The 13,031-nt window shown below is 35.9% G+C and carries 27 protein-coding genes; all 27 read right to left on the bottom strand.

Going from position 1 to position 13,031, the window contains the following annotated elements; genetic code table 11:
* Window positions 1–11 precede the first annotated feature (11 nt).
* Window positions 12–380 carry a 30S ribosomal protein S13 gene (gene rpsM, locus B5D41_RS11835; RefSeq protein WP_078810865.1) on the bottom strand — a complete coding sequence of 123 codons (369 nt, stop codon included), beginning with the start codon at window positions 378–380 and terminating at the stop codon, window positions 12–14.
* Between the two features lie 41 nt (window positions 381–421).
* A complete protein-coding gene (gene rpmJ, locus B5D41_RS11830; RefSeq protein WP_078810864.1) occupies window positions 422–535 on the bottom strand; it encodes a 50S ribosomal protein L36 in 114 nt (37 codons plus the stop codon).
* A gap of 51 nt (window positions 536–586) precedes the next feature.
* On the bottom strand, window positions 587–805 hold the full coding sequence (gene infA / locus B5D41_RS11825) for a translation initiation factor IF-1 (protein ID WP_078810863.1): 219 nt from the start codon (window positions 803–805) through the stop codon (window positions 587–589).
* A gap of 85 nt (window positions 806–890) precedes the next feature.
* Window positions 891–1,637, bottom strand: a complete 747-nt coding sequence (map, locus tag B5D41_RS11820; protein WP_078810862.1) for a type I methionyl aminopeptidase — start codon at window positions 1,635–1,637, stop codon at window positions 891–893.
* Window positions 1,637–2,278, bottom strand: a complete 642-nt coding sequence (locus B5D41_RS11815) for an adenylate kinase (protein ID WP_078810861.1) — start codon at window positions 2,276–2,278, stop codon at window positions 1,637–1,639. The genes map and B5D41_RS11815 overlap by 1 nt, the downstream gene beginning before the upstream one ends.
* A 22-nt stretch (window positions 2,279–2,300) precedes the next feature.
* The gene (secY, locus tag B5D41_RS11810; RefSeq protein WP_078810860.1) at window positions 2,301–3,563 is read right to left on the bottom strand and encodes a preprotein translocase subunit SecY; all 1,263 of its coding nucleotides are present in this window, start codon (window positions 3,561–3,563) and stop codon (window positions 2,301–2,303) included.
* Window positions 3,563–4,009 (bottom strand): 50S ribosomal protein L15, encoded by a 447-nt coding sequence (gene rplO, locus B5D41_RS11805; RefSeq protein ID WP_078810859.1) that lies wholly within the window; start codon window positions 4,007–4,009, stop codon window positions 3,563–3,565. Before rplO ends, secY begins: the two co-directional genes overlap by 1 nt.
* Window positions 4,010–4,061: 52 nt before the next feature.
* Window positions 4,062–4,565: a 30S ribosomal protein S5 gene (rpsE, locus tag B5D41_RS11800; protein ID WP_078810858.1), complete on the bottom strand. Its 504-nt coding sequence runs from the start codon at window positions 4,563–4,565 to the stop codon at window positions 4,062–4,064.
* A gap of 19 nt (window positions 4,566–4,584) precedes the next feature.
* Window positions 4,585–4,935 carry a 50S ribosomal protein L18 gene (gene rplR, locus B5D41_RS11795; RefSeq protein WP_078810857.1) on the bottom strand — a complete coding sequence of 117 codons (351 nt, stop codon included), beginning with the start codon at window positions 4,933–4,935 and terminating at the stop codon, window positions 4,585–4,587.
* Between the two features lie 48 nt (window positions 4,936–4,983).
* Entirely contained in the window at window positions 4,984–5,517 is a 534-nt protein-coding gene (gene rplF / locus B5D41_RS11790; RefSeq protein ID WP_078810856.1) for a 50S ribosomal protein L6, read from the bottom strand.
* A 33-nt stretch (window positions 5,518–5,550) separates the two neighbouring features.
* Window positions 5,551–5,949, bottom strand: a complete 399-nt coding sequence (gene rpsH, locus B5D41_RS11785) for a 30S ribosomal protein S8 (RefSeq protein ID WP_078810855.1) — start codon at window positions 5,947–5,949, stop codon at window positions 5,551–5,553.
* A 39-nt stretch (window positions 5,950–5,988) separates the two neighbouring features.
* Window positions 5,989–6,174: a type Z 30S ribosomal protein S14 gene (locus tag B5D41_RS11780; RefSeq protein ID WP_078810854.1), complete on the bottom strand. Its 186-nt coding sequence runs from the start codon at window positions 6,172–6,174 to the stop codon at window positions 5,989–5,991.
* Between the two features lie 27 nt (window positions 6,175–6,201).
* Window positions 6,202–6,741, bottom strand: coding sequence for a 50S ribosomal protein L5 (rplE, locus tag B5D41_RS11775; RefSeq protein WP_078810853.1), 540 nt, complete (start codon window positions 6,739–6,741; stop codon window positions 6,202–6,204).
* A 42-nt stretch (window positions 6,742–6,783) separates the two neighbouring features.
* Window positions 6,784–7,110 carry a 50S ribosomal protein L24 gene (gene rplX, locus B5D41_RS11770; RefSeq protein ID WP_078810852.1) on the bottom strand — a complete coding sequence of 109 codons (327 nt, stop codon included), beginning with the start codon at window positions 7,108–7,110 and terminating at the stop codon, window positions 6,784–6,786.
* 49 nt (window positions 7,111–7,159) lie between these two features.
* Window positions 7,160–7,528 (bottom strand): 50S ribosomal protein L14, encoded by a 369-nt coding sequence (gene rplN / locus B5D41_RS11765; protein WP_078810851.1) that lies wholly within the window; start codon window positions 7,526–7,528, stop codon window positions 7,160–7,162.
* A 42-nt stretch (window positions 7,529–7,570) separates the two neighbouring features.
* Window positions 7,571–7,825 (bottom strand): 30S ribosomal protein S17, encoded by a 255-nt coding sequence (gene rpsQ, locus B5D41_RS11760; protein WP_078810850.1) that lies wholly within the window; start codon window positions 7,823–7,825, stop codon window positions 7,571–7,573.
* 26 nt (window positions 7,826–7,851) lie between these two features.
* Window positions 7,852–8,052 (bottom strand): 50S ribosomal protein L29, encoded by a 201-nt coding sequence (gene rpmC, locus B5D41_RS11755; protein WP_078810849.1) that lies wholly within the window; start codon window positions 8,050–8,052, stop codon window positions 7,852–7,854.
* The gene (gene rplP / locus B5D41_RS11750; RefSeq protein ID WP_078810848.1) at window positions 8,042–8,476 is read right to left on the bottom strand and encodes a 50S ribosomal protein L16; all 435 of its coding nucleotides are present in this window, start codon (window positions 8,474–8,476) and stop codon (window positions 8,042–8,044) included. The genes rpmC and rplP overlap by 11 nt, the downstream gene beginning before the upstream one ends.
* Before the next feature lie 30 nt (window positions 8,477–8,506).
* The gene (rpsC, locus tag B5D41_RS11745) at window positions 8,507–9,154 is read right to left on the bottom strand and encodes a 30S ribosomal protein S3 (RefSeq protein WP_078810847.1); all 648 of its coding nucleotides are present in this window, start codon (window positions 9,152–9,154) and stop codon (window positions 8,507–8,509) included.
* Between the two features lie 4 nt (window positions 9,155–9,158).
* Complete coding sequence (rplV, locus tag B5D41_RS11740; RefSeq protein WP_078810846.1) at window positions 9,159–9,500, bottom strand: 50S ribosomal protein L22; 342 nt, start codon at window positions 9,498–9,500, stop codon at window positions 9,159–9,161.
* Between the two features lie 16 nt (window positions 9,501–9,516).
* A complete protein-coding gene (gene rpsS / locus B5D41_RS11735) occupies window positions 9,517–9,801 on the bottom strand; it encodes a 30S ribosomal protein S19 (protein WP_078810845.1) in 285 nt (94 codons plus the stop codon).
* A gap of 32 nt (window positions 9,802–9,833) precedes the next feature.
* Window positions 9,834–10,670, bottom strand: a complete 837-nt coding sequence (gene rplB / locus B5D41_RS11730) for a 50S ribosomal protein L2 (protein WP_078810844.1) — start codon at window positions 10,668–10,670, stop codon at window positions 9,834–9,836.
* A 27-nt stretch (window positions 10,671–10,697) separates the two neighbouring features.
* Window positions 10,698–10,988 (bottom strand): 50S ribosomal protein L23, encoded by a 291-nt coding sequence (gene rplW, locus B5D41_RS11725; protein ID WP_078810843.1) that lies wholly within the window; start codon window positions 10,986–10,988, stop codon window positions 10,698–10,700.
* The gene (gene rplD, locus B5D41_RS11720; RefSeq protein WP_078810842.1) at window positions 10,988–11,614 is read right to left on the bottom strand and encodes a 50S ribosomal protein L4; all 627 of its coding nucleotides are present in this window, start codon (window positions 11,612–11,614) and stop codon (window positions 10,988–10,990) included. Before rplD ends, rplW begins: the two co-directional genes overlap by 1 nt.
* A gap of 25 nt (window positions 11,615–11,639) precedes the next feature.
* Window positions 11,640–12,269: a 50S ribosomal protein L3 gene (gene rplC, locus B5D41_RS11715; RefSeq protein ID WP_078810841.1), complete on the bottom strand. Its 630-nt coding sequence runs from the start codon at window positions 12,267–12,269 to the stop codon at window positions 11,640–11,642.
* Window positions 12,270–12,323: 54 nt separating this feature from the next.
* Complete coding sequence (gene rpsJ, locus B5D41_RS11710) at window positions 12,324–12,644, bottom strand: 30S ribosomal protein S10 (protein ID WP_078810840.1); 321 nt, start codon at window positions 12,642–12,644, stop codon at window positions 12,324–12,326.
* An 88-nt stretch (window positions 12,645–12,732) separates the two neighbouring features.
* On the bottom strand, window positions 12,733–13,031 hold a 299-nt coding region (locus B5D41_RS11705), incomplete at its 5' end, for an EF-Tu C-terminal domain-related protein (protein WP_456154140.1).

The following is a 13,031-nucleotide window of genomic DNA, read 5'->3' as shown; positions in this document are numbered from 1 at the left end:
TTTATTAATAATTAACCTCTTCCAACACCAACAGTCTTCTTCGGTCCTTTACGAGTTCGAGCATTAGTTTTAGTTCGTTGACCTCTAACCGGCAAACCTCTTCTATGTCTTAATCCACGATAGGATCCGATATCTTTTAAACGCTTAATATCACTACGTACTTCTCTTCTTAATGTACCTTCAACAATATAATCTTCATCAATTACACTTCGTAAGTTAGCTACTTCTTCTTCAGTTAAGTCTCTAACTATAGTGTCTTGATCAATATCTGTCTTTTCTAAGATATCTTGAGCAGTAGAGCGACCGATACCGTATATATAAGTTAAACCCACTTCAATTCGCTTATCTCGTGGCAAATCAACACCTTCAATACGTGCCATTACTTTACACCTCCAAATTCTTTCTTTGAATAATATTTAAATTAACCTTGTCTTTGTTTATGCTTAGGATTTTCGCAGATCACAAATACCTTACCTTTTCTCCGAATTACCTTACATTTATCACAAATAGGCTTAACTGATGGTCGAACTTTCATAGCTTACCCTCCTCTTTACAACCTATTAGCGGTGAATCTATAATTGAATTACTATTTATGTCGATAAGTAATTCGACCACGACTCAAATCATATGGAGATAATTCTACTGTAACTTTATCTCCTGGTAGGATTCTAATATAGTTCATTCTCATTTTTCCTGACACATGAGCTAAAACCTTATGATCATTATCTAACTCTACTCTAAACTTGGCATTTGGTAACGGTTCAACCACTGTACCTTCCACTTCAATCGGTTCTTCCTTTGCCATTAGGTAAAATCAACCTCCTTAAAGTATTAATAATTCCTGTAATCTCAATGTAATATTATATCACAATCAGCAACCAACATGCAATCTAAATTTTGGTTAGAATCTTCGAACCTGAATCTGTTATAGCAATTGTATGCTCGAAATGGGCTGATAATTTGCGATCTTTAGTTACAACAGTCCACCCATCATCTAAGGTTTCAACTCTGTAATCTCCAACATTAACCATAGGTTCAAGCGCAAGTGTCATCCCTTCCTTTAATCGAGGTCCATTTCCGGGAGGACCAAAATTAGGTACCTGTGGGCTCTCATGCATTTTACTTCCAATTCCATGGCCTACAAAATTCCTAACCACAGAAAAGCCCTCAGCTTCAACAAAGTTTTGAACAGCATGGGAGATATCAGATAGCCTATTCCCTATAACTGCAGCTTCAATTGCTGCATTCAATGAATCCTTAGTTACTTTCATTAATTTCTGAGCTTCACTAGAAACTTCACCTACAGCTAAAGTTTGTGCAGCATCTCCATAATAACCGTTCTTAACCGCTCCAATATCTAAACCAATAATATCACCAGACTCTAAACGGCGAGAATCAGGGATACCGTGTACTACTTGTTCATTAATAGCTACACAGACAGTGCTAGGAAACCCTTGATAACCTTTAAAAGCAGGTTTAGCATCATACTTAAGAATGAATTCTTCTGCTAATCTATCTATTTCCTCCGTTTTTATCCCTGGATCAATCTTTTCAGCCAAAAAAGCATGAGTTTCAGCAACTATCTTTCCTGACTGATGCATTAATTCTATCTCTCTTGGGGACTTCCGAATAATCATTATGACACCGCCTGTTTAATATTATTAAACACTTCCTCTAAACTAGCTTCACCATTAATATTCTTTAAAAGACCTAAATCTTTATAGTAATTAATTAAAGGTTCAGTCTGTTCTTTATAAACTGATAAACGCTCTTTGATAGTCTCAGGCTTATCATCTTCTCTTTGATATAAGTCTCCATCACACTTATCACAAGTATCTTCATCTTTAGGAGGATTAAAATCAACATGATAGCTAGCTCCGCAATCACTACAGATTCGTCTGCCAGATAGTCGTCTAATTACCTCATCCTCACTAACTTTAATATTTAAAACATTATCTAAGTCAACATCTAATTTTTCTAGAATGTCTTGTAAAGCATCCGCTTGAGCAACAGTACGAGGAAACCCATCTAAAATGAACCCTTCTTGACAATCACCTTCAGATAATCTTTCTTCAACTATTCCAATGGTTACTTCATCTGGAACTAATTTTCCTTGATCTATATATTCTTTAGCTGTTTTCCCTAGAGGCGTCTCATTCTTAATTGCACTTCTAAAAATATCCCCTGTTGCAATATGAGGAATACTGAATTCTTCAACTAAATTAGCAGCTTGTGTTCCTTTGCCAGCCCCTGGAGGGCCAACTAAAATAATATGCACCTTAAATCACTCCTCTGAAAATCTATTCCATGAAGCCCTGATAATGGCGCTCTAATAAGTGCGTTTCAATCTGCTTCATAGTTTCTAAAGCGACACCTATTACAATTAATAAAGCTGTTCCACCAAATCTAAACTGTAATCCAGTTAAATTCATCAGTATATTTGGTAAAACTGCAATTGCTGCTAAGAACAATGCTCCAGCTAAAGTAACTCTAGTTAAAACTTTATCTAAGTATTCAGCTGTAGATCTTCCAGGCCTTCTTCCTGGGATAAAGCCACCATTCTTTTGAATATTCTCAGCAACTTCTCTTGGATTAAATGTGATTGCTGTATAGAAATACGTGAAAAAGACAATAAATAATGCAAAAATGATCATATACAATAATGAACCAGGACTTAACGCATTAGATAATGTCTGTGCCCAATCATACGGTAATATTCTAGCTATAGTAGCCGGGAATAACAAGACAGATGAAGCAAAAATAACTGGAATTACCCCTGCTTGATTAACCTTCATCGGTATATGAGTACTCTGACCACCATATACTTTACGACCAACAACTCTTTTAGAATATTGAACAGAAATCTTTCTCTCACCCTGTTGAATATAAATTACCGCTGCTACAATAACAACCGCAAGGATTAAGAAAATAATAAGATTAAAAATACCAATCGTTCCTGCTCTCAATGAAGCTACTACCTGACTAACTGCTGATGGAAAACGAGATATAATGGAAGAAAAGATAATAATCGAAATTCCATTTCCAATTCCCTTATCAGTAATCTGCTCTCCAAGCCACATTAAGAAAGCAGTCCCAGCAGTTAAAGTAATAACAATGGTTGCAATATTGAAGAAATTAGGGTTAACAATAGCACCATAATTTTTAATCCATAATGTAATTCCGAAACCTTGGATTAATCCTAGAATTACTGTACCATATCTAGTATATTGAGAGATAACTTTCTGCCCTTCTTGCCCCTGTTTAGATAATTCCTCCAATTTCGGAACAACTACAGTCAACAACTGCATAATGATAGAAGAAGTAATATAAGGGTTAATACTCATTGCAAAAATACTAAATCTACTCAACGCTCCTCCAGAAAACATATCCAAGAATCCTAATAATCCTTGACCTTGGCTAAATAATTCACGCAGTTTAGCTGGATCAACGCCAGGTACTGGAATATGAGCTCCAATACGATAGACAGCAATCATGGCCAAAATAAAAAATATCTTTTGCCGTAGCTCCTTAACTTTTAAGGAGTTACTTAAAGCCGATAACATTATTCAATCACCTCTATTTTCCCGCCAGCATTTTCAATCTTTTCTACAGCGGATTTAGTAAATCCGTGAGCCTTTACTGTTAAGGCTACGTCTAATTCACCATCACCAAGAACCTTTATACCATCTTTCACCTGCTTAGCTAAACCATTTTTTTCTTCTAATAGCTCAGGAGTAACCTCTATTCCTTCTTCAAATTTGTTTAAGCTCTTTACATTAACTTCAGCATATTCTTTCTTAAACTTATTTGTAAACCCTCGCTTAGGGAAACGTCTAAAATATGGCGTTTGACCACCTTCAAACCCTGGTCTTACACCTCCACCACTACGTGCATTCTGACCTTTATGGCCACGACCTGATGTTTTTCCTTTATTAGATCCTATACCTCGTCCTACACGTTTACGATTCTTCTTAGCTCCTTCAGCTGGTTTTAAATCATGAAGTTTCATTAACTTCACCTCCTTTAAACTATTAAATAATACTTGGATTTTGCTATATTCATTATCCTAATAATTCTTCTACACTTTTACCTCTTAATTTAGCAACTTCTTCAACATCTTTTAATTCTTTTAAACCTTGTATCGCAGCGTTTACCATATTAAGTGGATTATCACTACCTAAAGACTTAGTTAAAATATCTTTAATACCAGCTAATTCAACTACCGCTCTAATAGATCCTCCGGCAATTACTCCAGTACCTTCTGAAGCTGGTTTTAATAGAACTCTACCTCCACAAAATACACCAGTAACTTCATGTGGAATAGTTGTGTCAGATAAAGGGATCTTAATTAATTCCTTCTTAGCAGCATCAATTCCTTTATGAATAGCTGCAGGAACCTCATTAGCTTTACCAATACCAGCTCCTACATGACCGTTTCCGTCTCCAACGACTACTAAAGAACTGAAACTAAAACGTCTTCCTCCCTTAACTACCTTAGAAACTCGATTAATATTAACAACTCTTTCATCTAAATCTAATTCATTAGGGTCTATGTTGTTATTCACTTCTTTCCCTCCTTTTACTTTAAAATTCTAAACCGCTCTCTCTAGCTGCTTCAGCTACAGCCTTAATTCTTCCGTGAAATTTATTTCCACCACGATCAAAAACAACTTGTTCAATGCCCTCTTCAAGAGCTCTTTTAGCTACTAATTTTCCTACTTCTTTAGCTGCCTCGACATTTCCTCCATTATCAACTTCATCTCTAATCGCTGGTTCAATAGTAGAGGCTGATACTAATGTTTCTCCAGCTAAGTCATCGATAACTTGAGCATAGATATGCTTCAAACTACGATAAACATTTAAACGAGGCTTACTTGGAGTTCCACTAACTTTTTTTCGGACTCTTTTATGTCGTCTCTGTCTGCTTGTACTCATACCAAGTCACTCCTTCCTCTAACTATAGTTCATTAAAACTGAAAATCATTAACCAGTCTTACCTTCTTTTCTACTGATATGTTCATCAATATATTTGATTCCTTTACCATTATAAGGTTCTGGTGGACGGACAGCTCTAATATTAGCAGCTGTTTCTCCTACCTTTTGCTTATCAATACCACTCACTATAATCTTATCATTACCTTCTACATTTAATTCAATACCTTCTGCTGGTTCAATTACTACAGGATGTGAATATCCTACTTTTAATTCTAAATTACTTCCTTGTTTTTGAACTCTATAACCTACACCATTTAATTCTAGTTTCTTTTCGAATCCATTAATCACACCTTCGATCATGTTAATAACTAAACTTCTACTTAAACCATGGACACATTTATCATCTCTAGAATTTGTAGACCTATTAATAGTGATAGTATTATCTTCAAGGCTAATATCTAAATGTTCATTAATTTCTTGTGATAATTCACCTTTTGGACCTTTTATAGTAACTACATTATCTTCCACTGTAACTTCTATCTTTTCCGGAATTTCAACTGGTAAATGTCCAACACGAGACATTACTGACACCTCCTATTCCTATTCTAATTCAAATTACCAAACATAACAGAGAACTTCTCCACCGATTCCTTTCTCACGAGCATCCTTATCAGTAACTACTCCCTGAGATGTAGAGACAATAGCAACCCCTAAACCACCTAGTACTTTAGGTACTTCATCTTTAGATGCATAAACTCTCAATCCTGGCTTACTAATTCTCTTTAATCCAGTAATAACTTTTTCATCATTATTTCCATACTTTAAATCTAACCTTAATCTACCTTGTGCATTATCTTCAATACGTCTATAATTTTTAATAAAACCTTCATCTTTTAAAATTTTAGAAATTTCTTCTTTTAAATTAGATGCTGGAATCTCTACAGTATTTTTTGTAGCCAAGTTAGCATTTCTAATTCTTGTTAACATATCTGCGATCGGATCAGTCATAGACACTAAAACCAACCTCCTTTCTATATTTCAACACACTACAATTTACCAACTAGATTTCTTAACTCCAGGCAAAACTCCCTTATGAGCTAATTCTCTAAAACAGATTCGACACAATTCAAATTTACGGAGAACACCTCGAGCTCGACCACAACGTCGGCAACGAATAACGCCTCTAGTAGAATGGTCTTTCTCTTTTTTGGCTTTCTCTATTTTAGCTTTTCGGGCCACTCTTTTCCCTCCTTATTAAATCATAATTTATTTTTTAAACGGCATATTCATCAATTCAAGTAGGCCTTTAGCTTCCTCATCAGACTCAGCACTCGTTACAATAGTAACATCCATACCTCGAGTCTTATCTACGTCATCTACATCAATTTCTGGAAAAATTACTTGATTAGTAATACCTAAAGAGTAATTACCTCTTCCATCAAAAGATTTAGTAGAAAGTCCTCTAAAGTCACGAACCCGTGGTAAAGCAATATTAATTAATTTATATAAGAACTCATACATTTGTCCACCACGTAGCGTTACTTTGCACCCTACAGGCATTCCTTTTCTAATTTTAAAATTAGCGATAGACTTTTGAGCTCTAGTGATAACAGGCTCTTGTCCAGTGATTGTTCTAAGTTCCTCTACCGCATTATCTAATAATCTAGCATCTTCTTCGGCATCACCGATTCCCATATTAACAGTAACTTTCTCTATCTTTGGAACTTGCATAACGTTATCATAATCAAATTTTTCCATTAATTCATCAACAATCTCATCTTGATATCTTTCTTTTAATACTGCCATTAGCTTTGTCCTCCTTCCATCACAGAACAGTAGATTAAATTATTATTCCACAACTTCTCCACATTTTTTACAAACCCGTGCTTTTTCACCAGAATCTAAAACTTTTTTTCCAGTTCTAGTAGGTTGCTCACAATGGTTACAGATTAACATTACATTTGCACTATTAATCGTCCCTTCTTTTTCAATAATTCCACCTTGTGGCATATCTTGTGTAGGACGTTCATGTTTTTTAATAATGTTAATACCTTCTACAACTACCCGATTATCTTTTGGAAAAGCTTTTAAAACCTCTCCACTTTTACCTTTATCATTCCCAGCGATAATTTTAACCATATCGCCTTGCTTTACATGCAATTTAGGAATAGTCAAGTCAACTACCTCCTTTCGAGACATGAAGATTACATTTAACTCTGATAAATTATAATACCTCTGGCGCTAGGGAAATAATTCGAGTAAACTTTTTATCCCTTAGTTCTCTCGCTACCGGACCAAAAACTCTCGTTCCTTGAGGGTTATTATTCTTATCAATAATTACAGCTGAATTTTCATCAAAACTAATATATGATCCATCTGGTCTTCTATATTCTTTTTGAGTTCTCACAACTACTGCTTTTACTACTTCACCTTTCTTAACCATTCCATCAGGAATAGCCTCTTTAACAGTAGCAATGATTGTATCACCTATAGTAGCATACCTTTTCTTAGAGCCTCCTAATACTTTAACACATAGTAGTCCTCGTGCTCCAGAGTTATCAGCTACCTTTAATCTAGATTCTACTTGAATCATGGTCAGTACCCTCCTTTCTTCAACTAACCTTTCCTTACATGCTTACTTTGCTTTTCGAATAATCTCTTCTAACTTCCATCGTTTCTGTTTACTAATTGGCCTTGTTTCTACAATTTTTACTTTATCTCCAACATTACATTCATTATTTTCATCATGAGCTTTAAAACGAGAAGTTCGCGTAATAACTCGCTTATATAGTGGGTGTTGAGTCTTACGCTCAACAGCAACTACAACCGTCTTATCCATCTTATCACTAACAACGGTTCCAGTTCTTAATTTACGCTTTTTATCAGACATTAGATAACCTCCTTTATCAAATAAGACTAATGATTAATTTCCAACTCACGTTCACGCATAATCGTATTAACCCGAGCAATACTTTTCTTTACCTCTCGAATTCGAGCCGGATTATCTAATTGAGCAGTTGCTTTCTGAAATCTTAAGTTAAATAATTCTTCCTTCAATCCACCTAACTTATGATTCAACTCTTTAGAAGTTAATTCTCTCAGCTCTTTAGCTTTCATCGCTGTCACCATCCATTCCTTCACGTTTTACAAATTTAGTCTTAATCGGTAACTTATGAGATGCTAAACGCATAGCTTCTCTTGCTACCTCTTCCTCAATACCAGCGATTTCAAACATAACTCGACCAGGCTTTACTACAGCCACCCAGTGTTCAGTCGCACCTTTTCCAGAACCCATTCTAGTCTCAGCTGGTTTAGCTGTTACCGGCTTATCAGGGAAGATATTAACCCAAACTTTACCTCCTCGCTTAATATAACGAGTAATTGCAATTCTAGCAGCTTCTATTTGGCGATTTGTAATCCAGGCAGGCTCTAAAGCCTGTAATCCGTATTCACCGAAGTTAACTGTAGTACCTCGATGTGCTTTCCCTTTTAATCTACCTCTATGCTGCTTTCTATGTTTAACCCGCTTAGGTATTAACATATTTGTTGCCTCCTTTCTAACCAAATTTATCTAGTCGTTATCTACTTCTGGTAGAATTTCACCTTTATTAATCCAAACTTTAACTCCAATTTTACCAAAAGTAGTATATGCTTCAGCAAAACCGTAATCAATATCAGCTCTTAGAGTATGAAGTGGTACATTCCCTTCATGATATCCTTCTCTTCGAGCCATTTCAGCTCCTCCTAAACGTCCACTACATTCAATCTTAAAACCTTCTACACCACTTTGTCTTAAAGCTCGATTCATAGATTGTCTCATTGCTCTTCGGAATGAAACTCTATTCTCCATTTGACTGGCTATATTCTCAGCAACTAATTGTGCTGTCTTCTCTGGATTTTTAACTTCAACAACATTAATCTGAACTTTTTTACCAGTTATATCTTGTAATTCATTTCTTAAAGCATTTACTTCAGAACCACCTTTTCCAATTACCATTCCTGGACGAGCAGTGTGAACATCTAGCTTTACTCGATCAGCAGCTCTTTCAATTACAATCCGAGCAATACCTGCACTATACATTTTATTTTTAACATGATCTCTAATTTCTAAATCTTCATGTAATAAATCAGCATATTCATCTTTATCAGCATACCATTTTGCATCCCAGTCTTTAATAACTCCAATTCTTAAACCGTGTGGATTTATTTTCTGTCCCACTTAACTATCCCTCCTTCTTTTCCTTAACTTTAATAGTAATATGACTCGTACGTTTATTAATAGGGCTCGCTTGACCCATAGCTCTTGGTTGATATCTCTTCATAGTCGGCCCTTGATCTACATAAGCTTTTGATATATATAATTCATCAGCAATCATACCATGATTATTTTCCGCATTAGCTACAGCAGAAGTTAATACTTTTTCAATAATTTTAGAAGCCTTCTTAGGAGTATGTCTAAGAATTCCAATAGCCTCTGCAACATCCTTACCTCTAACTAAATCTATTACCTGTCTAGCTTTTCGCGGAGAAATGCGTACCTCTTTAGCGATAGCTCTCGCTTCCATTTATTCTCCTCCTCTCTTACTTAAGCGATGTTGATCTTTCCGAATGTGATCCGTGCTGTCTAAATAATCTAGTCGGAGCAAACTCCCCTAATTTATGTCCAACCATTTCTTCTGTAATAAAAATAGGCACATGCTTCCGACCATCATAAACAGCTATTGTATGACCAACCATTTGTGGAAAGATAGTAGAACTTCGTGACCAAGTTCTAATCACTTGTTTCTCTCCAGATTCATTCAGTTCTTCAATCTTAGCTAATAACTTTTTATCGACGAATGGTCCCTTTTTAACTGAACGACCCAAGTTAGTTACCTCCTTTCGATTTCTCCTATAAACTAATCTTTCTTCCTCTCGTTACGACGTCGAATAATTAGCTTATCGGACTTTTTAGATTTACGTGTCTTCTTACCAATAGTTGGCTGACCCCAAGGAGTAACTGGATGTCTTCCAGCTGCTTTTTTACCTTCTCCACCACCATGTGGATGATCATGAGGGTTCATAGACACACCACGCACTTTTGGTCGACGACCTAACCAACGGCTACGTCCAGCTTTACCGATAGTAATATTCTCGTGTTCAACATTCCCAACTTGGCCGATAGTAGCTTTGCATTCAGCTCTAATTAATCTAACTTCTCCAGAAGGAAGCTTTACATGAACATACTTTCCTTCTTTAGCCATTAATTGAGCTTGAGCTCCAGCAGACCTAACTAGTTGGCCACCTCTTCCAGGCTTTAATTCAACATTATGAATAACAGTACCTATAGGAATATTTTTTAGCTTCAATGCATTTCCAGGTTTAATGTCAGTACCTTCTCCAGAAAATATTTCATTACCTACTTCAATTCCTCTTGGAGCTAAAATATATCGCTTCTCTCCATCAGCATAATGTAATAAAGCAATTCGAGCAGAACGGTTTGGATCATATTCAATAGTTGCTACCTTAGCCGGTACTCCGTCCTTATCTCGTTTAAAGTCAATAACTCTATACTTTCTTTTATGCCCTCCACCTCGACGTCTAGATGTAATTCGGCCATTTGAATTCCGACCACCAGTCTTTTTAATTGGAGCTAATAAAGACTTCTCTGGCTGATCAGTAGTGATCTCATCAAAAGATTCAACCGTCATATATCTTCTAGCCGGTGAAGTTGGTTTAAACTTTTTAATCGCCATTCTAATTCCCTCCTTTTCGCTTAAAAATTACATACCTTCAAATATTTCGATTCTATCTTCTTGATCTAACTTAACCCTAGCTTTTTTCCAATCAGGTCGCTTACCTTCATGCACACCCATTCTTCTTTTCTTACCAGGCATACGATTAGTAGTTACTTTTTTAACTTTTACATCAAAGATTTCTTCAATGGCTTTCTTAATCTCTGACTTATTAGCATCTAAAACAACTTTAAAAGTATACCAGTTATTTTCCTCTATATCCATCATAGCTCTTTCAGAGATATGAGGCTGGATAATAATATCTTGTGCTTCTCTCATTAGTCCAGCACCTCCTCTATTGTCTCAATTGCGTCTTTAGTAGCAATTATTTTATCATTATTTAAAAGGTCATAAGGATTTGCTGCAGACGCAACTAAAACTTTCACTCCTGGAATATTTCGTGCTGATTTATATAAATTTTCGTCTTTTCCAGTAGTTAAAATTAATACCTTTTGATCATTAACATTTAATGCTTCTAAAACTTTAATCATATCTTTAGTTTTAGGAAGATCAAAATCTAATTTATCCACAACAATTAATTCTTCATTATTTGCCTTAGTAGTAAAGACTGACTTTACTGCTAATTTCTTAACTTTCTTAGGTAGTTTTTTAGCATAACTTCTTGGTTGAGGACCAAAAGTTGTTCCACCACCTACCCAAATTGGCGAACGAATACTTCCGTGACGAGCTCGACCAGTACCTTTCTGTCTCCAAGGTTTACGGCCACCACCACTAACGTTTCCTCGTGTCTTCGTAGAAGCAGAACCACTTCTCTTAGCAGCTAATTGAGCAGTTACCGCTTCATGAACAACATGTTCATTAATTTCTACGGCAAAAATATTTTCATCAAGTTGAACTTCGCCAACTTGGCTACCTTCTCTATTGTATAATGCTAATTCAGGCATACTTTATCCTCCTTTCGTTCCCAACTTATCCTTTAACTGTTTCTTTAATTAATAGTAATCCTTTTTTCGGTCCAGGAACAGCACCTTTAATTGCTAAAATATTCTTCTCTGGATCTACTTTAACAACTTCTAAATTTTGAATCGTTACCTTCTCTCGACCCATATGTCCTGCCATTTTTTGTCCTTTAAAGACTCTTGCTGGATCAGAACCGGCACCAATTGCTCCTGGTAATCTATAATTTCTAGAACCATGAGTCTTCGGTCCAAGACTAAAGTTCCATCGCTTAATTGTACCAGAAAATCCTTTCCCCTTAGAAGTCCCTGTCACATCTACTTTATCACCGTTTCCAAAAACATCAGCTTTAATAACTTCGCCTACTTCATAACCTTCATCTTCATTAATTCTAATCTCTTGAATATATTTTTTAGGCTCAACGCCATGCTTTTCAAAATGACCTTTTAACGGCTTATTAATTCGCTGTTCTTTAATATCTTCAAAACCAAATTGAACTGCATTGTAGCCGTCCACCTCTTCAATCTTCTTTTGAACCACAGAACATGGTCCAGCTTCCACTACAGTTACTGGTATAACGTCTCCTTCGTCATTAAAAATCTGTGTCATACCAACTTTCTTTCCTAAAATTACTTTTGTCATCTTGCTTGCACCTCCTCATAAATCCAATAGCTAGTATTCTATTTTAATGCGTAATTATAATTTAATCTCAATATCAACACCTGCTGGTAAATCCAAACGCATTAACGAATCAACAGTCTTAGATGTAGGTTCTAAAATATCAATTAATCTTTTATGAGTTCTCATTTCAAATTGCTCACGAGCCGTCTTATGCACATGAGGTGAACGTAAGACCGTAAAGACCTCTTTCTTAGTCGGTAATGGTACCGGACCAGAAACATCAGCCCCAGTTCTCTTGGCAGTTTCAACAATCTTCTTAGCTGACTTATCTAGAAGTTGATGCTCATATGCCTTCAAACGGATTCTAATCTTCTCTTTATTAGGTTTTTTCGCCATATTTGCCACCTCCGTTGCGAAAAATATTACACAGAAAAAGAAGAGGAGAGGATTGGTTGCCTCCTCATTCTCTTTTTCGCTATATTAATTACTCAATAATTCCAGTAATAACTCCAGCACCTACAGTCTTTCCACCTTCACGAATCGCAAATCTTAATCCTGCTTCCATTGCAATTGGAGTAATTAATTCTACTTCCATTTCAATGTTGTCTCCAGGCATTACCATATCTACACCTTCTGGTAAATTAATATCTCCTGTTACGTCTGTAGTTCTGAAATAAAACTGTGGTCTATATCCATCAAAGAATGGAGTATGTCTTCCACCTTCATCTTTACCTAATACATATACTTCTGCATTAAACTTAGTATGTGGAGTAATACTTCCAG

The sequence above is a fragment of the Selenihalanaerobacter shriftii genome (assembly GCF_900167185.1).
Classification (GTDB): Bacteria; Bacillota; Halanaerobiia; order Halobacteroidales; family Acetohalobiaceae; genus Selenihalanaerobacter; species Selenihalanaerobacter shriftii.
The sequence above is the reverse complement of the archived record's forward strand: the minus strand, read 5'-3'. Positions and strand labels throughout refer to the sequence as shown.